General features: G+C 31.1%; 21 protein-coding genes and 2 tRNA genes. 14 read left to right on the top strand and 9 right to left on the bottom strand.

Going from position 1 to position 21,292, the window contains the following annotated elements:
- The first annotated feature begins 28 nt into the window (after positions 1-28).
- Genes ACOTVC_RS04380 through ACOTVC_RS04370 form a run of 3 tightly spaced genes read left to right on the top strand, consistent with a single transcriptional unit; the run spans position 29 to position 1,519 of the window.
- The gene (locus tag ACOTVC_RS04380) at positions 29-727 is read left to right on the top strand and encodes a class I SAM-dependent methyltransferase (RefSeq protein WP_087684888.1); all 699 of its coding nucleotides are present in this window, start codon (positions 29-31) and stop codon (positions 725-727) included.
- 37 nt (positions 728-764) lie between these two features.
- Positions 765-1,142, top strand: a complete 378-nt coding sequence (locus tag ACOTVC_RS04375) for a TM2 domain-containing protein (RefSeq protein ID WP_039640460.1) — start codon at positions 765-767, stop codon at positions 1,140-1,142.
- Positions 1,143-1,150: 8 nt separating this feature from the next.
- The gene (locus ACOTVC_RS04370) at positions 1,151-1,519 is read left to right on the top strand and encodes a TM2 domain-containing protein (protein WP_250323631.1); all 369 of its coding nucleotides are present in this window, start codon (positions 1,151-1,153) and stop codon (positions 1,517-1,519) included.
- On the opposite strand, the gene pyrC is transcribed toward ACOTVC_RS04370, so the two are convergent.
- From pyrC to ACOTVC_RS04350, 4 genes are read right to left on the bottom strand one after another with little or no spacing between them, the layout of a single operon-like run.
- A complete protein-coding gene (gene pyrC / locus ACOTVC_RS04365) occupies positions 1,503-2,498 on the bottom strand; it encodes a dihydroorotase (RefSeq protein WP_087684889.1) in 996 nt (331 codons plus the stop codon). The genes ACOTVC_RS04370 and pyrC overlap by 17 nt on opposite strands.
- A gap of 8 nt (positions 2,499-2,506) precedes the next feature.
- Positions 2,507-2,737: a helix-turn-helix domain-containing protein gene (locus tag ACOTVC_RS04360; RefSeq protein ID WP_039640467.1), complete on the bottom strand. Its 231-nt coding sequence runs from the start codon at positions 2,735-2,737 to the stop codon at positions 2,507-2,509.
- Positions 2,722-3,093 (bottom strand): diacylglycerol kinase, encoded by a 372-nt coding sequence (locus tag ACOTVC_RS04355; protein WP_087684890.1) that lies wholly within the window; start codon positions 3,091-3,093, stop codon positions 2,722-2,724. Before ACOTVC_RS04355 ends, ACOTVC_RS04360 begins: the two co-directional genes overlap by 16 nt.
- Positions 3,093-4,640, bottom strand: a complete 1,548-nt coding sequence (locus tag ACOTVC_RS04350) for a phosphoethanolamine transferase (protein WP_214099299.1) — start codon at positions 4,638-4,640, stop codon at positions 3,093-3,095. The genes ACOTVC_RS04355 and ACOTVC_RS04350 overlap by 1 nt, the downstream gene beginning before the upstream one ends.
- 97 nt (positions 4,641-4,737) lie before the next feature.
- Between ACOTVC_RS04350 and ACOTVC_RS04345 the strand changes: the two genes are divergently transcribed.
- Positions 4,738-5,496 carry an exodeoxyribonuclease III gene (locus ACOTVC_RS04345; RefSeq protein WP_087684892.1) on the top strand — a complete coding sequence of 253 codons (759 nt, stop codon included), beginning with the start codon at positions 4,738-4,740 and terminating at the stop codon, positions 5,494-5,496.
- On the opposite strand, the gene ACOTVC_RS04340 is transcribed toward ACOTVC_RS04345, so the two are convergent.
- Positions 5,493-6,050, bottom strand: coding sequence for a manganese efflux pump MntP family protein (locus ACOTVC_RS04340; RefSeq protein WP_421627804.1), 558 nt, complete (start codon positions 6,048-6,050; stop codon positions 5,493-5,495). The two genes, ACOTVC_RS04345 and ACOTVC_RS04340, sit on opposite strands and share 4 nt — an antisense overlap.
- Before the next feature lie 120 nt (positions 6,051-6,170).
- Here ACOTVC_RS04340 and ACOTVC_RS04335 point away from each other — a divergent pair.
- The 4 genes from ACOTVC_RS04335 (at position 6,171) to sodB (ending at position 10,013) form a co-directional block, all read left to right on the top strand.
- Positions 6,171-6,245: transfer RNA gene (locus ACOTVC_RS04335), tRNA-Glu, on the top strand.
- Between the two features lie 286 nt (positions 6,246-6,531).
- Complete coding sequence (locus ACOTVC_RS04330) at positions 6,532-8,811, top strand: anaerobic ribonucleoside triphosphate reductase (protein ID WP_421627802.1); 2,280 nt, start codon at positions 6,532-6,534, stop codon at positions 8,809-8,811.
- Positions 8,783-9,292: an anaerobic ribonucleoside-triphosphate reductase activating protein gene (gene nrdG / locus ACOTVC_RS04325; protein ID WP_250323757.1), complete on the top strand. Its 510-nt coding sequence runs from the start codon at positions 8,783-8,785 to the stop codon at positions 9,290-9,292. Before ACOTVC_RS04330 ends, nrdG begins: the two co-directional genes overlap by 29 nt.
- 67 nt (positions 9,293-9,359) lie before the next feature.
- Positions 9,360-10,013, top strand: coding sequence for a superoxide dismutase [Fe] (sodB, locus tag ACOTVC_RS04320; RefSeq protein ID WP_263689614.1), 654 nt, complete (start codon positions 9,360-9,362; stop codon positions 10,011-10,013).
- A gap of 631 nt (positions 10,014-10,644) precedes the next feature.
- Here sodB and ACOTVC_RS04315 read toward each other — a convergent pair.
- The gene (locus ACOTVC_RS04315; protein ID WP_421627800.1) at positions 10,645-10,830 is read right to left on the bottom strand and encodes a hypothetical protein; all 186 of its coding nucleotides are present in this window, start codon (positions 10,828-10,830) and stop codon (positions 10,645-10,647) included.
- On the opposite strand from ACOTVC_RS04315, the gene ACOTVC_RS04310 reads away from it, so the two are divergent.
- Together ACOTVC_RS04310 and ACOTVC_RS04305 are read left to right on the top strand one after the other, a co-directional pair.
- The gene (locus ACOTVC_RS04310; protein WP_421627799.1) at positions 10,821-10,994 is read left to right on the top strand and encodes a hypothetical protein; all 174 of its coding nucleotides are present in this window, start codon (positions 10,821-10,823) and stop codon (positions 10,992-10,994) included. The two genes, ACOTVC_RS04315 and ACOTVC_RS04310, sit on opposite strands and share 10 nt — an antisense overlap.
- Before the next feature lie 131 nt (positions 10,995-11,125).
- Positions 11,126-16,267 carry an autotransporter outer membrane beta-barrel domain-containing protein gene (locus tag ACOTVC_RS04305; RefSeq protein ID WP_421627797.1) on the top strand — a complete coding sequence of 1,714 codons (5,142 nt, stop codon included), beginning with the start codon at positions 11,126-11,128 and terminating at the stop codon, positions 16,265-16,267.
- A 257-nt stretch (positions 16,268-16,524) separates the two neighbouring features.
- Here the strand turns inward: ACOTVC_RS04305 and purM are convergent, their stop codons facing one another.
- Positions 16,525-17,514, bottom strand: coding sequence for a phosphoribosylformylglycinamidine cyclo-ligase (gene purM, locus ACOTVC_RS04300; protein WP_220555150.1), 990 nt, complete (start codon positions 17,512-17,514; stop codon positions 16,525-16,527).
- Positions 17,515-17,572: 58 nt separating this feature from the next.
- Between purM and coaE the strand changes: the two genes are divergently transcribed.
- The 3 genes from coaE to ACOTVC_RS04285 are packed head-to-tail and all read left to right on the top strand — an operon-like array spanning position 17,573 to position 19,593.
- Positions 17,573-18,175 carry a dephospho-CoA kinase gene (gene coaE, locus ACOTVC_RS04295; protein WP_214097816.1) on the top strand — a complete coding sequence of 201 codons (603 nt, stop codon included), beginning with the start codon at positions 17,573-17,575 and terminating at the stop codon, positions 18,173-18,175.
- Positions 18,162-18,911, top strand: a complete 750-nt coding sequence (dapF, locus tag ACOTVC_RS04290) for a diaminopimelate epimerase (RefSeq protein WP_421627795.1) — start codon at positions 18,162-18,164, stop codon at positions 18,909-18,911. The genes coaE and dapF overlap by 14 nt, the downstream gene beginning before the upstream one ends.
- Complete coding sequence (locus tag ACOTVC_RS04285; RefSeq protein ID WP_421627793.1) at positions 18,886-19,593, top strand: glucosaminidase domain-containing protein; 708 nt, start codon at positions 18,886-18,888, stop codon at positions 19,591-19,593. The genes dapF and ACOTVC_RS04285 overlap by 26 nt, the downstream gene beginning before the upstream one ends.
- Here the strand turns inward: ACOTVC_RS04285 and ACOTVC_RS04280 are convergent.
- Entirely contained in the window at positions 19,590-20,651 is a 1,062-nt protein-coding gene (locus tag ACOTVC_RS04280) for an ATP-binding protein (protein ID WP_421627791.1), read from the bottom strand. The two genes, ACOTVC_RS04285 and ACOTVC_RS04280, sit on opposite strands and share 4 nt — an antisense overlap.
- Before the next feature lie 18 nt (positions 20,652-20,669).
- Positions 20,670-20,745, bottom strand: a tRNA-Ala gene (locus ACOTVC_RS04275).
- 227 nt (positions 20,746-20,972) lie between these two features.
- On the opposite strand from ACOTVC_RS04275, the gene rpsJ reads away from it, so the two are divergent.
- Positions 20,973-21,284 carry a 30S ribosomal protein S10 gene (gene rpsJ / locus ACOTVC_RS04270; protein WP_012660810.1) on the top strand — a complete coding sequence of 104 codons (312 nt, stop codon included), beginning with the start codon at positions 20,973-20,975 and terminating at the stop codon, positions 21,282-21,284.
- Positions 21,285-21,292: the final 8 nt, after the last annotated feature.

Genomic DNA, 21,292 nt, shown 5'->3' with positions numbered 1-21,292 from the left:
ACTATATTAGAAAAAATAAGGAGTGAAGATGAATTTATGGAATAAAAAAGCAAAAAGCTATGCAAGGTATAATCCTAGTTTAAACGAAATTCAAAAAGCTACTTTTGCAAAACTTGGATCCTTACAAGGTAAAAGTGTAGTGGATATAGGTTGTGGGAGTGGTGTTTGGACTTTGCATTTAGCACAAAAAGCAAAAAGTGTTTTGGGTGTAGATAGCTCTAGTGCTATGCTTGAAATTTTACAAGAAGATGCAAAAACTCATGCTATATCAAATGTAAAAACCCTAAATTTAGATTTTGAAAACTTTTATAAAAATAATAACACGAAATTTGACTTAGCTTTTTTGAGTATGTCTCCTGCTTTACAAAATGAAAAAGACTATAAAGCTTTTTTAAACTTAGCTTCTAAAAAGGTGTATTTAGGCTGGGCAAGTAGGCGCAAAAGTAGCTTTTTAGATCCTATATTTGAGCATTTTAACACGTATTTTAAAGGTTTTTATGAAGAGGACTTGCAAAGTTTTTTAAATGCACAAAATATCCCTTATGAGTATGAAGTTTTTAACGAAACTAGAGTGGTAAAAAGAGATAAAGAAAGTGCGATAGAAAATGCTTTATGGCATTTGAATATGAATGGCATTAATGCAAACAAACAAGAGTTAGAAAGCTTTATAAAAGATGAGGTAGAAGATGTTGTAGAAGCAAATATTAAAATTTTATTTATAAAATGAATATATTCTTTCATAAAATAAACACAAAGGAAATATAATGGATACAAATTCTGTATTTTTATCTCTTAAAGATAAAACCCCATCAGACAAATGGAGTGAATTACAACAAAAATTATCTAATGCATCAGAGGAAGCTTTATCTCAAATTGCTTTAACGCCTTTAAAAAGTAATATAGTTGCTTTGGTTATAGGTATTTTCTTTGGATGGTGTGGTGCGGATAGATTTTATATTGGCGATAAAAAAATTGCTTTTGCTAAGATTGCTTTATTTATTTTTATTGTTGTGATTGTAACAGTAACACAAATTGATACTTTAAGATTGATTGTTACTCTATATGTTTTGGTAGATTTATATTTTGTATGGAAAGAAACCAAAAAGAGAAACTTATCAAAAATTTATAGTATTTTGGATTGATAATTAAGATGTTTTTGCTTTATCTTAAAGACAAAATTCCTGCAAATAAACTATCTTTTGTTGAAGAACAATTAAAGCACATTTCGGAAGATAAGCTTCAAAAACTTACTTTAGTTAAGTTTAAAAATGCCGAGTTTGGATTAATCTTAAGTATTGCTTTTGGCTCTTGCGGGGTTGATAGATTTTATAAAGGCAATTGGCTTCTTGGTTGTATTAAATTATCACTTTTATTTTTATGCGTTATATTTGATACCCCTATGGACATTATTTGCGTATTTGCGATTTTGCTTTGGTATATTGCTGATATTTTTTTGGTGTTTTTTGGTATAAAAAAAGATAATTTTAAAAAGATTATTAGTTTTATGAAAGAATCATAAAACTAATATTTTTTCCCGCCATAAATGGCACCACATCGCCGTATTTTTGCGGCACTTGCCATTCTTGTTTTTCTAAAGTGATGATTTTATCTTTTTCAAATTTAAGATTATGGATTTTACAAGCATTATCTGAAATAAATTTTTGTAAATTTATTTCACTTGAGTGTTTTTCAAAAAGTTCGGCCAACACAGGTAAAATTACCGGTGCGCTAAATACCCCAGCTGCGCAACCACAGCATTCTTTAGTGTGCAAAGGATGAGGTGCGCTATCGCTTCCAAACATAACTTTTTCATAGCCATTAAAAGCAAGTTCACATAAAGCGTCTTTGTCTTCATAGCGTTTTGCAATAGGCTTGCAAAATAAATGCGGATCCATCTTACCACCCACCACATCATCAAGCGTTATCATCAAATGGTGTAAAGTGATAGTTGCGTATAAATTTTCATAATCTTTTAGCAAGTTGCATAAAATCTTAGTAGTAATATGTTCCATTATAATTTTTAATTTTGGAAAGTTTTTAGCTAATTTTTCATATATTTTAGCAAAATTTGCTTCTCTATCCATGACAAAATCATTTGTTTCGCCATGCACAAGCAAAGGTATGTTTAATTCACTCATAGCGTTTAGTGTAGGTTTTAACTTTTCTATATCAAAACTTGAAATTCCATTATCTGAGTTGGTAGTGATACCTGCAGGGTAAAGTTTGATAGCAAAAAGCTCATCTTTGATTTTTTCTAAAAATTTCTCATCATAATCTTTAAAAAATAAAGTCATCAAAGGTATAAAATCTTCATTTTTACATGCTTTTAAAATGCGTTTTTTATAAGATTTTAATGTGTTTATTTCAGTAAGTGGGGTGATTAAATTTGGCATGATAACCCCTGCTTTAAAGTCTTTTGCACTAAATGGGGCTACAAGTTCAAGCATGCTTTCATCGCGTAAATGTAAATGCATATCCAAAGGGTTTTTAAGTATCATTTTATCTCCTATTTGAGTTTATATAAGCCATTTTTGAGTTTCTCGAGCAAAGCCTTTTCTTCTAAAAATTTAAAAGTAGAAATGATGGTAGGTTTGCTGATATTTAACCTTTTAGAAAGTTCTTCTATGTTTGTAAAGACAAAGCCATCATCATCAGCATGAAGGGCTAAAAATTCTAAAATTTCAAAGCGTTTTTTACCAAATATTTTCGCGCATAGTGTTTTTACTTTATCATCCATTCTTTAACCAAATCAAAAAGAATAAAACTCCAAGTAATTATAGCTAAAGCCACGCTAAAAAACACCCCAGCACTCGCGCAATCTTTTGCTTTTTTAGCTAAGATATGAAATTCGCTCGTGCAAAGATCCACACAAGCTTCCATGGCAGAATTTAGTGCTTCTATGATTAAAATTAGCACTAAAACAAATACAAGCGTAAAATGCTCTAAAAAACTTATAGGGAAAAATAAACTTGTAAAAATCAAAGGTAAAATAATGGCAAATTCTATCTTAAAAGCCATTTCATCCTTGAGTAAAAATTTAATTCCACTTAGGGCATAGCTTGCATTTTTAAATAAAGAATACTTTGGTTTCATTAAGGATTTTCCTTTAAATTTTTACTATATAAGTCATAGTTTTCTTCATATTCTTTAGTTTGAGTATTAAAATATCCTAATAAACTTGAAAAAATATTATCTTGAGATAATTTATAATTTTTCTTTTTTTGTAATTCTTGGATTAGATTATTATCTTTACTCCAAAGAATCATAGGAATATGGGTTTGTTCTTTTGGTGCTATGAAATATGGCATTCCATGAAGATAAATTCCATTTTCCCCTAAACTTTCTCCATGGTCTGATATGTATAACAATGAAGCATTTTGTATAGGACTTTGTTTGAGTAAATCAATAAGATTTTTTATGATAAAATCTGTATAAAGTAAGGTGTTGTCATAAGTATTGGTTAATTCTTCTTGTGAACATTGTTGCAATTCATTTGTATCACAAGTTGGTGTAAATTTTTTAAACTCATTTGGATAGCGCTTGAAATAAGCTGGCCCATGAGAACCTTGTAAATGAACGACTATAATTTTACTTGAATATGGACTTTGTAATTGTTCTTTTACAAGTTCAAGCAAGTTTTCATCGTAATCTTTTGAAATTAGTTTATGTTTTATACGATCGCAATTTCCTTTGCAACCTCCAGAATTATTTCCAAGCCAAACGCTTTGGACTCCAACTCTTTGTAAAACATCTAAAGCATTTTCTTCATAAAGACTGTTATCAAAAGTAGTTCTTTTATGTCTTGAAAACATACAAGGTAAACTTCTAGCAGTTGCTGTTCCGCATGAGCTTACATTATTGAAATATACTAAATTGGGTTCATTTTTAGTATAAAAATTAGTATCATTTTTAGTATAACCACCTAAAGAATAGTTGTTTGCTCTAGCGGTTTCTCCTATGACTAAAATCATAGTTTTGTTCAAATCTTTTTCCATTTTCGCATCTAAGGCTATATTTTGAAGTTCTTTTTTTGGAATGACTTCTAATTTTATATACTTAATTGCTGAATAAATTTGATAAAAAGGAGTGTTATAAACTCTTACTTCATTATAAGTTCTTAAAAATGGTACAATGCTTTTTGAAAAAATTCCAAGTAATCCAAAAGCAACAATAAAAGCAACAATAAAAGTACTAAATTTGATAATTAAATGCTTTTTGATATTGTGATATTCTATTTTAGCTTTTATAATTAAAAATGTTGGAATCATAAAAGTAAAAAATATATAAACAAAGATATTAAAATGAAGTAAATCAGATACTTCTTTTTGATCAGTCTGTATAGCATTTCTAATCATATCATGATCTATAATGACACCATAATTGATCATAAAATAACTACTAATTGAGCTTACGCCTATTAAAAAAATCATTAAAATTTTGCTAAGATAAGGTAAAAACAATAAAGCAAAAATTCCAACTAATAGTGTAAAGTATATAAATATATATAAAATAATGGAAATGTCATTATTGTAAGGATGTAAATTTTCATGAATATAAGAAAACAATTTTAGGTTAATACTAGTTATATAAAAAGCGCCTAAAATAATAAATTTAAGCCATGATATATTGAAAATTTTCATAAGTTCCTTTCAAAGTTAAGATTTAATTATAAATAAAAATGGTTAACTTAATATCTTTATGGTATGATTTTACTTTTGTAAGTTTAAGGATTAAATTATGAAATTGTTATCATGGAATGTAAATGGCCTAAGGGCAATTTGTGATAAAAATGCACTTGATTGGATTGAAAAAGAAGAAATCGATTTTATAGGTTTTCAAGAAATCAAAGCACACGAGGATAAATTTCCAAAAAGAATTTATGAGTATCCTTTTAAACATATGTATTCAAATAGTGCCAAAAGAGCAGGGTATTCAGGTGTAATGAGCTTGTGTAATTTTGATTGTGAGGTAAAAAAATGTGAGTTTTTTGATGATGATGAAGGTAGGGTTTTAGAACATAGCTTTAAAAATGTAGTTTTGTTTAATATCTACTTTCCAAATGGTCAAAAAGATGAAGAGCGTTTAAACTTTAAAATGAAATTTTATAATGATTTTTTAGTGTATTTAGATAAGCTTTTAAAAGAAGGTAAAGAAATCATCATATGTGGAGATGTAAATACTGCTCACCGTGAGATAGACTTAACCCATCCAAAAGCCAATGAAAAAACTTCAGGTTTTTTACCGATTGAGCGTGCTTGGATAGATGATTTGCTAAAATTAGGCTTTATTGATACTTTTAGACATATAAATGGCGATATTAAAGAAAAGTATTCGTGGTGGAGCTATAGAATGAAGGCAAGAGAAAGAAATGTAGGTTGGAGGATTGATTATTTTTTCATTTCTAATGGCTTAAAAGATAAGCTTAAAAATGCCTTCATAAGAGATGATATTTTTGGTTCAGATCATGCTCCTGTAGGGATAGAAATAGATATTTAGGATAAATGTTCAAATAAAATTTTAACTGCTAGTAAAATTAAAATTACACCACCTAGAAATTCGGCTTTACTTTTGAGATAGATGCCGAATTTGCTACCTATTTTTAAAGCTAGAATACACATCATGAAAGTGATTACACCTATACATATCAACGCCATAAATAAATCCACTTTTAAAAATGCAAAACTTACTCCAACGGCAAGCGCATCAATACTAGTGGCAATAGCAAGAGCTATCATGGTTTTGAAATCAAATAAATTTGAATTTTCTTTACAACTATCCTTTTTGAAAGATTCCTGTATCATTTTACCGCCTATAATACTAAGAAGAATAAAAGCAATCCAATGATCAATTTTTTCTACAAAAGAACCAAAAGAAGAACCTAAAATATATCCAATAGTCGGCATTAAAGCTTGAAAACCACCAAAATATAGTCCAACTATTAAATAATGTCTTAATTTTAATTCTTTAACACTAAAGCCTTTGCATAGTGAAACCGCAAAAGCATCTGCTGCTAAAGCAAAAGACAAAACAATTAAGCTCAAAATATCCATTTTTTTCCTTGACTACTTAATAGGGTGAAATTATATATTTTTATATAAAATAACAAATTAATTATTTATTAAGTAAAACATAGATATAATTTTTATTTCATAAAAATGAAACTGCAAAGTGGCCCATTCGTCTAGCGGTTAGGACATCGCCCTTTCACGGCGGTAACACGAGTTCGAGTCTCGTATGGGTCACCACCCTATGTTTTCTTCCATAGTATTTTTTATTAAAAATTTAATTGTATTAAATCCAATCATTCTTTATTAAATCTGAAAACTTCTAATGAAATTAGATTTGGAAATCGCGGTCTTGATAAAAATTTATATCGTAAAATGTATAGAGTTAGAATAAACAAAATTCACACATTTTTTGTGTGAATTTTTCTTTTATCTTTTTAAGTTTCTCATCAACTTTTTGTACTAAACTTATCTTTTCAAAGTACTGTTTTGTAGTACTTAGAGATTATTTTTTAGGAAAATTTCCATGAAAATAAAATTTATTATAAAAAGAGATAAAAGTCAAGTTGCATTTGATATTTTTAAAATCAAAAATGCTATTTTCAAAGCCAATATAAATTCCACAGATGAAAAATTAAATAATGATTTTTTAGATAAACTTTGCGATGAGGTTGTGGCTTTGCTTGATGAAAAACACACGCAAGTAGAGCAAATTCAAGATAAAGTTGAAGAAGTTTTAATAAAAAATACCTTAATCAATACTGCAAAATCTTATATTTTATATCGCCAAAAAAGAACACAAATTCGCAATGGTAGCTATGATTTGCTAAGTTTGTATGATGATTTAACTTTTAAAGATTCTAAAGAAGCTGATTTAAAAAGAGAAAATGCAAATATTAATTCAGATAGTGCTATGGGTATGATGTTAAAATATGGTTCAGAAGGCGCAAAATACTATGTAGATGAGTGTATTTTGCCAAAACATATCGCAAATGCGCACAAAAACGGTGATATACACATACATGATAAAGACTTTTATATGCTAACACAAACTTGCTGTCAAATAGACTTATTGAAGCTTTTTGAAAAGGGTTTTAGTACAGGGCATGGAAGTTTGCGTGAGCCAAATGATATCAGATCTTATGCTTCTTTAGCTTGCATTGCCTTGCAGGCTAATCAAAATGAAATGCATGGAGGTCAGTCTATACCAAATTTTGATTTTGCCATGGCAAAAGGTGTGGCAAAGACTTTTCAAAAAGAGTATAAAAAGGCTATAAATGCTTTTTTTGAAATAAAATTAGAACAAAGTTTAGACAAGCAGTGTTTTAAAAATGCTAATTTTCAAGCTTCAAGCCAAAAAAAATGCTTCAAGGAGCTTTTAGGGCTTGAATTAAATAGTGATGAGAATTTTTTAGAAAAAGCCAATGCTTATGCTTATAAAAGAGCATTAAAGCAAACACAAGATGTGACTTTTCAAGCTATGGAAGCTTTAATACATAATCTTAATACTATGAACTCAAGAGCAGGAGCCCAAGTGCCTTTTAGCACGCTAAATTATGGTACCGATACTTCATTTGAAGGACAAATGGTAATAGAAAATTTACTAAAAGCTACGATGAGAGGTTTAGGAAATAGTGAAACGCCGATTTTTCCTGTACAAATTTTTAAGGTAAAAGAAGGCATTAATTATAATGAAAAAGACCCAAACTACAAGCTTTTTAAACTCGCCATAGAATGTGCTTCTAAAAGACTTTTTCCAAATTTTAGCTTTTTAGATGCAAGCTTTAATGCAAAATACTATAAAAAGGGCGATTATAATAGTGAAGTAGCTTATATGGGTTGTAGAACTAGAGTTATGGCAAATGTTTATGATGAGAGCAAAGAAATCACAAGTGGCAGGGGAAATTTAAGCTTTACAAGTATAAATCTTGTGCGTTTAGCCATAGAAGCTAAAGGAAATTTAGAGCTTTTTTACTCACTTTTAAAAGAAAAATTAGAACTTGTGTATGAGCAATTACTTCATAGATACAAAATTCAAAGTCTAAAAAAGGTTAAAAATTTCCCATTTTTAATGGGCGAGGGAATTTGGATAGATTCAGATTCTTTAAAAGAAAATGATAGCGTAGAGAAAGTTATCGCACACGGGACTTTGGCTATAGGCTATATAGGGCTTTGTGAGAGTTTAATAGCTTTGATAGGTTCTCATCATGGACAAAGCCAAGAAGCAAGGGAGCTTGGCTTGCAAATCGTGCGTTTTATGCGTGAATTTGTCGATGAAAAAGCACTCAAAGATAAGCTGAATTTTTCACTCATAGCTACTCCGGCTGAGGGTTTAAGTGGAAGATTTTTAAAGCTAGATCAAAAAAAATACGGCATTTTAAAAGGCATAACCGATAAAGATTTTTATACTAATTCTTTTCATATTCCTGTGGATTTTCCTATTAGCATATATAATAAAATTCAAATAGAAGCTCCATATCATGAGCTAAATAATGGTGGGCATATTACTTATGTGGAATTAAGTGGCGATGTGAGTAAAAATTTAGAAAGTTTTGAACGCATTATAAAATGTATGAAAGAAAACAATATAGGTTATGGTTCGATTAATTTCCCACTAGATAGGGATCCAGTGTGTGGTTATAGTGGTGTGATAGATGAGTTTTGTCCAAAATGCCACAGAAAAGAAAATGGTATTAAATTCGAACGCATAAGAAGAATCACAGGTTATTTAGTAGGAACACTTGATCGTTTTAATGATGCTAAAAAAGCTGAAGTTCATGCAAGAATTAAACACGATTTTTCTTAGATTAGCTGGTGTTGTAAAAGAATCCATAGTAGATGGCTATGGTTTGCGTTATGTGATTTTTACTCAAGGCTGCCATCATCATTGCAAAGGTTGTCATAACCCACAAACGCACGATTTTAACAAAGGGTATTTACAAGATTTAGCAAGTTTGTATGATGAGATTTGTAAAAATCCTTTGCTTCAAGGTGTTACTTTTAGTGGTGGAGAGCCTTTTATGCAAGCAAAAAATTTAAGCATTCTAGCAAAGCATATCAAGACTTTAGGGCTTGATCTTACTATATATACAGGCTTTATTTATGAAGAGCTAGTGCAAGAAAAATCCATGAAAGAATTACTCGTTTTGGCTGATATTTTAATAGATGGTAAGTTTATTTTAGAGCAAAAAGACTTATCTTTAAAATTTAAAGGTAGTAAAAACCAACGCATTATCGATGTAGCAAAAAGCTTAGAGCAAGGCAAAGTAATACTTTTTGAAAAATAAAGACCCATTTAGTCTTTTTTAATTTAACTATGTTAGAATGTTATAAAATTTAAAAAAGGAGAACAATATGTTTGAATTAAGAAAACTACCTTATGAAGCAGACGCTTTTGGAGACTTTTTAAGCGCAGAAACTTTCGCATTTCATCACGGTAAACACCATCAAACTTATGTAAATAACCTAAACAATCTTATAAAAGATACTGAATTTGCAGGAAAAGATTTAGTTTATATCATACAAAATTCAAATGGTGGAGTTTTTAACAACGCTGCTCAAGTGTATAATCATGACTTTTATTTTGATTGCATTAAGCCAAAAACATGCTGTGGTTGCGGCTGTTCTTTGAGTGCTGAATTTAAAGCAGCAGTTGAAAAAGACTTTGGTTCTATGGAAAATCTAAAAGAAGAATTTATCAAAGGTGCTACTGGGGTATTTGGCTCTGGTTGGTTTTGGTTAGTTTATAACACTCAAAATCAAAAATTAGAACTAGTAGCTACAAGCAATGCTGCTACACCTATCACTGAAGGTAAAATTCCGCTTTTAGTAGTTGATGTATGGGAGCATGCGTACTATGTAGATCACCGTAATGCACGTCCTGCGTATTTAGAAAAATTCTACGCACACATTAACTGGGAATTTGTGGCAAAAGCTTATGAATGGGCTATCAAAGAAGGTATGAATTCAGTAAGTTTTTACGCAAACGAACTTCACCCACTAAACTAAAACACAACAAGCTTTTAGAAATTCTAAGAGCTTGTTTTTATCTCATAGTTTAAATTTTATTTAAATTTATAATTTAAAATTCCTTTAATACAAGCCATGCCAAAAAACCCTAAGTATATTTATATATATGGGGGGGGGGAATTGGATTTGGTATAGTATTTGCTATCAAATATAAACCAAAAAAAGGAAAAAATAATGTTTAATAACTCATTCTATGGGGGGGGGATCGCAATTCTAAGATTAAACTCTCTTTAATATTAGCAAGCTTACTTTTTACCTCAAACCCTTTAATAACAAATGAAATTTTTGCTCAAAATATAAATTTAGAAGCTGGAAAAGCTGGAAACAATGCCAGTGGTGGTGGTGCTGGTAAAGATCATGAAAATAACCTAATATATATTGGGAATACTTATGGATACTCATATACTAAGCGGGCTTACAAAGAAGATGGAGGTGCTGGTGGTGGCGGACAAGGAAATAACTCCAATGGCACTAATGCACAAAACTACAACCCAGGCAATCAAACTATAAGTGATAATACTTTTACCATAAAAGGTGGAACTGGTGGCAATGGAGGTCGCGGCGGAGATGGAGGTCGCGGCGGACAAGGTAGTAATGGAAAAATTAACCGTCATGTAGAAGCCGGTAAGTATAATTGCACCGTCCGCGACGGTGGTAATTGCGAAGGAGGTAATGGAGGCACAGGCGGAGCTGGCTCTGTAGGCAAAGCAGGAGGCACAGGCTCTAGTATAAATTTAGGTGCTACTATAACTTCCACTTCATTTACTCTAAATTCCACTGCAGGAAATGGTGGCAATGGTGGTGCTGGAGGTCATGGTGGAAACGGAGGTCATGCAGGTCATGCTTCATTTGGTAATAACAACAGAAATAATGCTGATGTTGGTGGTAATGCAGGTAATGCAGGAAATGGATCTACCGGAGCTAATGGAGCTGCTGGAGGCAAATCAGAACTTAGTTTAAATTTCACTCAAAATAATCTTAGCAATATCACCATAAACAATACTTCTGGTTCTGGAGGCTTTGGTGGCAATGGTGGCAATGGTGGCACAGGAGGAAATGGTGGAAGAGGTGGTGATGCAGATACATCAGCTTTGCCAACCGATCATTCCAACAATGGTGGCGCTGGTGGCACTGGTGGAGCTGGTGGCATTGGTGGAGCTGGTGGAGCTGGAGCTAGCGGAGGCGAAGCTAAAATAAGCCTAAACTTTAGCCAAGCAAACACCACTATAAACAATCTAACCATAACCAACAAAGCAGGTAATGGTGGAAATGGAGCAAACGGAGGCAATGGTGGAACTGGTGGCACTGGTGGTGGAGGTGGCAAGGGAGAAGCTGATGGCTATGATTATTATGACAATGGCCGTGGTGGTGATGCTAACCGGGGAGGTCATGCTGGTCATGGAGCTAATGGTGGCTGGGGTGGCACAGGTGGAGCTTCTAATATAAGCTTAAATCTAGCCAATGTAAATAAAATCACTACTTTAAACTTAGAAGCTATTGCAGGCAATGGTGGCAATGGTGGCAATGGCGGAAATGGTGGCCGTGGTGGCAATGGTGGAACCGGTGGTAGTGCTACTATAGAACTTGCTAATATACAACAAGATATAGATATACAAACACTTACTTTAAAAGCTAATGCAGGTAATGGTGGAACTGGAGGTGGCGCTGGTGGCGCTGGTGGCGCTGGTGGTGGCGGCGCTGGTGGTTCTGGAAGAGATAGCGCTTATGGTAGCAATGGTGCTGGTGGTAGCAATGGTGCTAATGGAAGTGGTGGTACTGATGGAAATGCTAATGTAAAATACACTCAAATCAATAACCAATCTAATCTAAACATAGGTATAAAAACAGCTAATATTAGTGCAAATGCTAGAAATAACTGGGCTGATGCACAGGGCTTGAAATTTAGTGGTGGTGAAAATAACACCCTAAAACTAGATAGCATGATGACCACAGCAACAAACACAAGTAATAATTTAAAAGCTAATGCCCTCACCTTAGAAAATACTAGCTTAAATTTAAAAAGCTATAGTGATAATGGCACTATAACTATAAACTCTTCTATAAATGGTGGAAATACAAGTACAGAAAGTCAAGCTTATACTCTAAAAGCTACAAATTCTACTATTAATCTTTTAGATGATTTAAAACTTACTTCATCTACAAGTGGAGCTAGTGCTAATTTAGATTCTAAGCAAAAAGGTGCACACTTTAGTAATAGTACTTTAAATATTAAAGCAGGTAAAACTTTTACCAGCGATATTTTAACTACACAGGGTGAAAATATCTTTATCTTAGATACTGATATTGAAAATAATAAAGTAGGTTTTATACAAATAACTAAAAATGCAAATACTACTAAAGATGATCTTACTATAAATATAGAAGATCAGTTTGTAAAAGATATAAAAAGTGGAAAAAAATCTTTAGAAGAAGGTCAAACAAAAGATTTTAACTATGGAGAGGATAAAGCCTTAATTAGCGGTATAAAAGATTATAATCTAGGTCTTGATAATAAAGGCTTTGACTTAGAAGATACTAGATATATGACAGATTATAAAATAAAAAATGATAATGGAAATCTTAGTTCAGGTGGTTTAACCATAAAACGCTCTAAAGAAGGTAAAAAAGGAGATGATGGACTTAGCTTTGATGAAGCAAATATTAATATACTAAGCCATGATAATAAGTCTGTAAGAGCTAGTACTACAGGAAATAATGCTGGTGATGGTAAAGATGGAACTAATGCTATCCTTTATGGCAATGGTGGTAATGGTGGCCATGGTGGTAAAGGAGAAAGTCTTTTCCAAGTAGCATATCGCCTTAGTGGTTCTAGTCTTTTTAGTATCTTTGATAAAAATGCTAACATTGATGCTATAGGTGGTAATGGTGGCAATGGTGCTAATGGAGCTATGGCTGATGGAATTGATCATTTTAACGGAGTAAAAGCTGGAGATGGTGGCAATGGCGGAGCTGGTGGTGATGTATATATAGCTGGAATATATGCTAATGGATTAAATGGCAATCAAGCTTATAATCTTACCTTAAATGGTAAATTAGATTTAAAAGCTACTGGTGGTAAAGGTGGCACAGGTGGTAAAAAAGGCGATCATACCAAAGCAGATACAGAAGATGGTAGTTTTACCTTAATAGATGATAAGTTTGTAGGTGGCGTAGCTAATGAGGGTAAAGATGGAGAAGATGCTAAAGATGGTGATGCTGTTATTTATGGAGTATATTTAGATAATGGCTCTAAATTAAATCTTACATCTAAAGATGGCTTTACGATGAATGCTAGTGCAAATTCAGGTACTGGTAAGGCTGAAGTATATGGAGTATATATAAACAATGGCTCTCATCTTACTTTTAAATCCGACAAAGATTTTATCATTAATGCTAATGCAAGTGGAGCTGATGGATCTAGAGCAAGTGCTTTTTATATTAAAGATTCTTTTTTAACTATAGATGGTAATGTAAATATACAAACCACTACCACTAATAAAGCTAATGATAATACCTCAGGAGCAATTTTTAATAATGCTCATATAGATTTTAATAAAAACTCTAGTGAAACTGATAAATTCCATAAATTCCAAACTAATGATTCTGTAGTATTGGAAAAAGATAATACTATGATTTTTAATATCAATCATACTACAGGTGGTGCAGATATTTTAAATGTAAATGAGTTTAAATCAGATGGTAATGGTAAATTATTTGTTTCTATAAGAGATCCTTATATTAATAAAAAATTAGAAGAAGAACAACTACAAAGTGGAATATTTGAGTTTGATAATGGTGGTATTACTTTAATCAAAGGTGAAAATGGCACTCTTAAAGATGTAGAAATTGCTTCAAGTGGTAGTGGTGGATCTTATGATACTGAAAACAGACGCTATGGGGTAGAGTTATTTTTTAATGATTATAAAAACGAAGGTGAATTAAAAGTAACTAAGGTAGAAATCGTTGAAAATCATCATGGCAAAAATGGCAAAGATGGTAAATCTTATAACTATAAAACCCTTATGCATATAGGAGATGCTGGAGTATTTACTAAAACTGGCCAAAATGGTACTAATGGCGAAGCTGGAACTGATGCTTATCTTTATGGTAATGGTGGCGATGGTGGCTTTGGAGGCCATGGAGAAGGCTTTAGGGTATTTGGCTTTAATAATGCTAATAATGCTAGTATAAGCAAAGATATGCAAATAAATATCACAGCAGGCGATGGTGGTAATGGTGCTGATGGTGGTTTAGGTGATGGGGCTGATCATAAATACAATCAAGGCTCTACTAATAAAATTACTTCAGGCGATGGTGGTGCTGGTGGAAGAGGTGGTGATGCTATAGCTATAGCCGCTTTTTCTAGTAAAGCAAGTTCAAATATCAATCTAGATGCTAATATAAATATAAAAACTAAATCAGGTAAAGGTGGTCAAGCAGGAACAGTAGGAAATATCCACAATGCTACTGTAATTAATAAAGATAGCAAATACACACAATCAGCTTGGGGAACTCAATACTTAGATGGTTTAGATGGAGCATCTTATGCTCTTGGTTTAGTTGCTATAAATGGAGGAGTTTTAAATATCACTAGCTCTAATGATAGTGTTAAAAATATACATGTTGAATCTAGTACCAATTCAGATGATAAAAGTAAGTTAGTAGCTTATAGTCTTTATGCTAGTAATAATTCTTTGATTAATGTAGGAACTAGCTTAAATTTAAGTGCTAAAGTAGAACAAGGCATTGGAGATAATAATAGCTCTAAGGCTTATGGTGCTTATTTGGAAAATTCTAAATTATACTTTGGTGCTTTAGAAGAAAATAAACTTAAATCTATGCAAGATTATAGAAAAATCAGTACAGATAAATTTACTTTAAAAGGTGATGCTACTTTTGGTTTTTATACAGATTTAAAAAACAATAAAGGAGATAGCATTGAAATTACTAAAGAATTAGATTTTAGTGATATTAAAAACTTTAAAATAGAAATACTAGATGATGCTGGAATTTTCTTCACTTATGAAAACCCTATTTCTCAAACCATTACAGGTGATCATACCTTAGTAGATCTTAGCCAAATCACTGATAAAAATAAATTTAAACTAGAAGGTTATTTGCAAGCTTCTAATACAACAGTCACTAAAGATCAAGGTGCTATAAGATACTATATCACCCCTACTATTACTCAAGATGATAAAACAGGCAATATAGACTTAGAAAAAATAGAAGTTGTTAATAAAAACTATGGTGGCGGAGGTGGAGATAATGGTGTTATCCAAGATCCATCAGAAATCATAAGAGCTATAACAGATAGTGGATTTTTAGTTAATAGAATGCACTTATTATCAAGAAATGATTTAAGTGAGAGATTTAGAATCTTAAAAGACAATAATCAAAATTATGGTATGTGGGTTCAAGGTGCTAATAATCATCTAAATCTTCACAGCAGTGCTTATGGAGATAGAAAAATATCAAGCATTTATACTTCAAGTAAGTATGGATTTGATGAGAAAAAAAGCTTTAAAAACTTTGATATGATGAATGGGGTTTATGCAGGGTATGCAAGATTAAGTTCTGACTTAAATAGTTTGGGTAGTTCTAAAATTAATAATTTTTCTACAGGATTTTATTCTGCATTTATGTTCCATGATGATAGTTATATAGAAACAGGATTTAATCTAGATCATTACAAAGCAAAAACAAATGTTTCTACTGCTTTTATTAATGATCCTAGATACAATGGTGGAGATATAAATTCAAACTATAGTCAATTTGCTTATAGTGCATTTGCAGCTTTAGGTAAAAAACTTCATTTAAATAAAGGAGCTTTTTTAGATAGTTCTATAGGTGCTGATTTTACTTACTATGCTAAGAGTAAATTTAAAACATCTAATAAGATTTCAATCTATAATGAAGATTATAGAAATTTAGGTCTTGTTGCTTCTGTGCTTTTAGGTCAATATTATAATGATGAAAAAACATTAGTATATTTAAAAACAGACTTTGGTAAGTATTTTTCAGATGCTGAATATGGAAAACTTTCAGATCCTTTAATGGGGACTTGGCGTTATAAAAAAGGAGATTATGATTATAGTTTCTTAAATGCTGCTATAGGATTTAAAGTTCAGGCTAAAGATAATTTAGAATTAAGCTTTGAAACCAATCGTTACTTCTTAGATGATACAGATGCTAACTATGGATTTAAAGCAGAAGCTCGTTATAAGTTTTAACACTAACCCTAGCTTTAAGCTAGGGTTTTTTAAAGGTAAGGAATGAAGCAAAGTATAAAAAGATTTTTTATTACTATTATGATTATGGTGGTTTTTTTATCTTTATATGTTACTATAAATTAAAGAAAATGATTTAATTTCCTAGAGTTTGCTTAGATAAAATTATAAAACAACAAAAAAATATTCAGGGTTTAACAAAGACAGTAAAATAACTCCTTTTTAAGCAAACTCGTTAAAGTAAATTCTAGGAAGTTAAATTACTCTAAAACAACCCCTTCATTTAGCACAACTTCGCCTATTACATAAGCATCTGAACTTTCTAAAACTTTTCCTACATTAGATGGATCTACTACCATAACTAAACCCACGCCCATGTTAAAGCTTCTATACATTTCAGCTTCTTCTACACTTTGGCCTATTTGATAAAAAATTTCAGGAGTTTTTAAATGATGTTTTCTGATGATTGCACCTATTCCTCTTGGGAAAACTCTAGGTAAATTTTCTACCAAACCACCGCCTGTTATATGAGCTAGTGCATTAATGAATGGTTTTAATTTTAAAAAGTCTTTTACATAAATTCTTGTAGGTTCAAGTAAAATATCGATTAAATTTTTACCATCTATTTTATCATCAAATTTAAGCTTTTGTGCTTCAAATAATACTTTTCTAGCTAAAGAATATCCATTAGAATGAAGCCCACTACTAGGTAGAGCTAGCAAAATATCTCCATTTTTTACAAAATTTCTTCTATCTATCTCATCTTTTTCAGCCATACCTACTGAAAAACCTGCTAAGTCAAAATCATTGCTATGATACATGCCAGGCATTTCGGCAGTTTCTCCACCTATTAAAGCACAATTTGCTTTTTTACAACCATTAGCAATCCCTGCTACAACCTTTTTAGCTACTTCTACATCTAGCTTTGCAGTTGCATAATAGTCTAGAAAAAACAAAGGTGTAGCAAAATTACAAATTAAATCATTCACGCACATTGCTACTAAGTCCTCGCCTATGGTGTCAAATTTTTGACTATCAATAGCAAGGCGCAACTTCGTACCTACTCCATCAGTTGCTGCTAGCATAACAGGATTTTTAAAACCACTTGGCATAGCAAAAGCACCCGAAAAAGAGCCTATGCCACCTAAAACATTTTCATTAAAAGTTTCTTTTACTAAAGGCTTGATTGCTTCTACAAAAGCATTACCATTGTCTATACTTACGCCCGCATCTTCATAGCTTATATTCATTTATCTTCCTTTAAGAATTTAAAAGGTATTTTAACTAAAAATGTTTTAAGGCTAAATTATGCAAAATGCTTATTTTGTAACTTCAAGTATAGCAGGTGGAAAGTCAAGCTTTATAAAAATAGTTCAAAATTTGGGTTTTGATACTTTAAGTGCAGATGTGATAGCCCATGAGCTTTTAAATAAAAATGCAAATTCCATAGCTAAGATTTTTAATAATGATGATTTAATCATAGCAGGAAAAATAGACAGAAAAAAACTTGGTGCTATTATATTTAATGATTTAAATGCCAAAAAAAAGTTAGAAGATTTTTTACATCCTAAAATCAAAGAAGTTATTTTACAAAAAGCCCAAATTTTAGATAAAAAAAATAAGGCTTTTTTTATAGAACTACCTTTATTTTTTGAAAACAATCACTATCATAATTTAGGAAAAAGTATATTGGTTTATACTCCAAAAGAAATTTTACTTCAAAGACTAATGCAAAGAGATAATTTAGATGAAAATGAAGCTTTAAAAAGAATTAATTTGCAACTTGATATAGAAGAAAAACTAAAAAAAGCAGATTTTGTGATAAAAAATACTTCAGATTATGAAAATTTTGAGAAAAATGTGCTAAATTTTTTAAAACACACTTTAAAGGTAATGAATGAAATTTTATAAGTATTGTGCTAGTGGGAATGATTTTGTGGTATTTGCAGATAGTGAAAAAAGAGATCGCAGTGAATTGGCTAAAATTCTTTGTAATCGCTATGAGGGCATAGGTGCTGATGGGCTTATAGTGGTTGTGCCTCATGATAGATATGATTTTGAATGGGAATTTTATAATTGCGATGGGAGCAAAGCAAGCATGTGTGGCAATGGTTCACGCGCGGCAGCTCATTTTGTACATCATTATTTAAAAAAATCTCAATATTTAAATTTCTTAACCGGCGCAGGGCTTATAAAGTCTTTTGTTGATGATGATATAGTTGAAATAAAACTTAGCGGGGTAAAGGATACTAAAGAAGCTTTTGAGTATAAAGGTAGAATTTGGCAAGGCTGTAATACTGGAGTTCCACACATAGTAACCTTTGTTGATGATTTAAATGAATTTGATGTAAATTTATGCAAAGAAGTGCGTAAAAAATATAATGCAAATGTTAATTATGCTAAAGTGGAAGATGATGAGTTTATAAGAGTTAGAACTTATGAACGTGGGGTGGAAGATGAGACTTTAGCTTGTGGTACGGGCATGGGGGCTTGTTTTTATCTAGCGTATTTAAATCAAAAAGTTAAAGATGATATTTTGGTAAAGCCAAAGAGTAATGAAAGTTTGTATTTTAGATTAGAAGAGGATCAAATATTTTTTAGAGGAAAGGTAAAGTGCTGTTTTGAAGCTGATTATAATTTTACTTAGTAGTGTCTTATTTTTAAAAGCCGAATTTGTAGCAGGTTTTGATGAGCAATACTATACTTTAAGTATAAAAGAAAAGCGCGAAGTTTTTATCAAAAAAATCAATGCTTTATTAGATGTTTCTTTTAAAGAAATTGAAAATGAAAAAGAATTCATAGATATTTTTTTCAGGGAAGCTTTAAAGAATAATTTTAGAAAACTAAATTCTAATGCTGTGCAAAAACTATGGTCTTTAAAAGAAAAATATCGCGTTAAAAATTTATACGATCATAAAGAATACCAAATGCGTATCCAAAAGGCACCAAAGTCTTTAGCTATAGCTCAAGCTATTATTGAAAGTGCAACCGGTACAAGTCGCTTTGCTAAAGAGGCAAATAATTTATTTGGAGAATGGACTTGGGGTGAAAAAGGTTTGGTCCCAAAGGAAAGAGGCGAGGGTAAAACTCACAAAATTCGTATATTTGATAGCTTACAAGAAAGTGTGGATTCATACTTGCTTAATTTAAATCGCCATGATGCTTATAAGGAATTTAGAGCTTGGAGATGGAATGCTATAAGTGAAAATAAAAAACTTGATGGTAAAGAAGCGGCAAGTCATTTAGAAAAATACTCAGAAATTAAAAGTAATTATACCAAGCTTATTATTTCTATTATAGAGCAACATAATCTTGATGAGTTAGATTAATTACCCAAGGCCCACTCATCAAAAGGCAAAATCATCACGCACACCCCTTCAATAAAAAACTCATCTCTTTGCGAAAGCGTGATGATATAAATAGTCGAAAGTGCAAGTTGATTTTTACTAAGGATTTTTTTGACTTTTAAACTAATTAAATCTTTATCTTTAAAAGGTGAGCATAAAAATGCATTTTTAAGACTTGGTAAGTAAAAATCAAAATGCTTAGTATAAAAAATTTCTTGTTTAAATTTAAATAATTCGCTTAAAATCAAATTTTCAAACAAAGCGCTAAAGTCTTTTTGTATGCTTAGAGAATTTTTTAGTGAAAAGTCCCAAAAATACACTTTTTTTAAATTCTTTTCAAGATTTTTTACAAAATACAAAGTGTAGTTTGATTCTAGTTTTTCTATGCTTTTATATAAGGTATCTTTGGAAATTTTTATACTGTTTTTTAGAGTTTTTAATAACTCATTAACGCTAAATTCACTCCCAAGCTCTAAGGCGATTTGTTTAAGTATAGTAAGCTCTAATGGGGTATAAAAGCTTTTCAAGTATGATGAGTTTGTGTTAAAGTTGTGATTTAAAATCACATTGCGTCCCGTGTGTAAAAAATAACTTACCATTGTTTTGGTATCAGTATATTTTTTATTTAGGCTTAAAAATTCTTCAAAGTCTAAATAATCTAAATGAAGTTCTTCAAACTGATCTAAGCAAAAATTACTATTACAAACACTTATTATGATTTGTAAATTAAGATGTTTTAAACTAGCAAAGTCAAAATTATGAGTAAAGTTACAAAGTGCTAAAAATTTAATCTGTGGATTATAAGTTAAAAATGAATTTAAATTTATTAAAGCACTTGCTTGAAATTTTAAATCATTACAATCAATAAAAAGTATATTTTCTGCTTTATATAAAGACAAAAAATTTAAGATCAAATTTTTCTTACCACTTGCAAAACCACCTTTTATGATGATGTTTTTATGAGTTTGGATTTGAATTTTTCTTTCATCAAATTTTTGAAATTTTGGGTAATTATCGTAAAAAAATTGTAGTGATTTCATAGATTTCTTTATACTAAATGGTGGAGCATAGCGGGTTCGAACCGCTGACCCCAACGCTGCCAGCGTTGTGCTCTCCCAGCTGAGCTAATGCCCCTTTTAGATTTTGAAATCATACTATATTTTTTCTTAGATTTTCTTAATGCATAAAAAATCTTGTAAAATTTATAAAATTTTATTTTTATCCTTTTAAAAAGGAAAATAATTAAAAAAAATGTATAAATTTCTTGACATAGCAAAGTATGTTTTTATATAATCTCAACATCATTTTATATGGTGGTTAGATTCTTATGAGTCTAACGAGTTCTTTACAAAGGAAAAAATATGGAAAGAATCAGGCTTAAGCTAAAAGCTTATGACCACAGAGTTCTAGATCGCACAGTTGCAGCAATTGTAGAAGCTGTTAAAAGAACAGGTGCTGACATCAGAGGTCCAGTGCCAATGCCTACAAAAATCAAAAGATACACAGTTTTGAAATCTCCACACATCAATAAAGATTCACGCGAACAATTTGAGATGAGAATTCATGCTCGTATGCTTGATATTGTAGCAGCTACTCCAGATACAGTAGATTCACTCACTAAGCTTGACTTGGCTCCAGAGGTCAATGTTGAAGTAAGAGCTATGGGTAAATAAGGATAGAA

Origin of the sequence: Campylobacter sp. GB48 (assembly GCF_049221845.1) — a bacterium.
Classification (GTDB): Bacteria; Campylobacterota; Campylobacteria; order Campylobacterales; family Campylobacteraceae; genus Campylobacter_D; species Campylobacter_D lari_C.
Note: the sequence above shows the minus strand (reverse complement) of the source record. Positions and strands in the feature narration are given on the sequence as shown.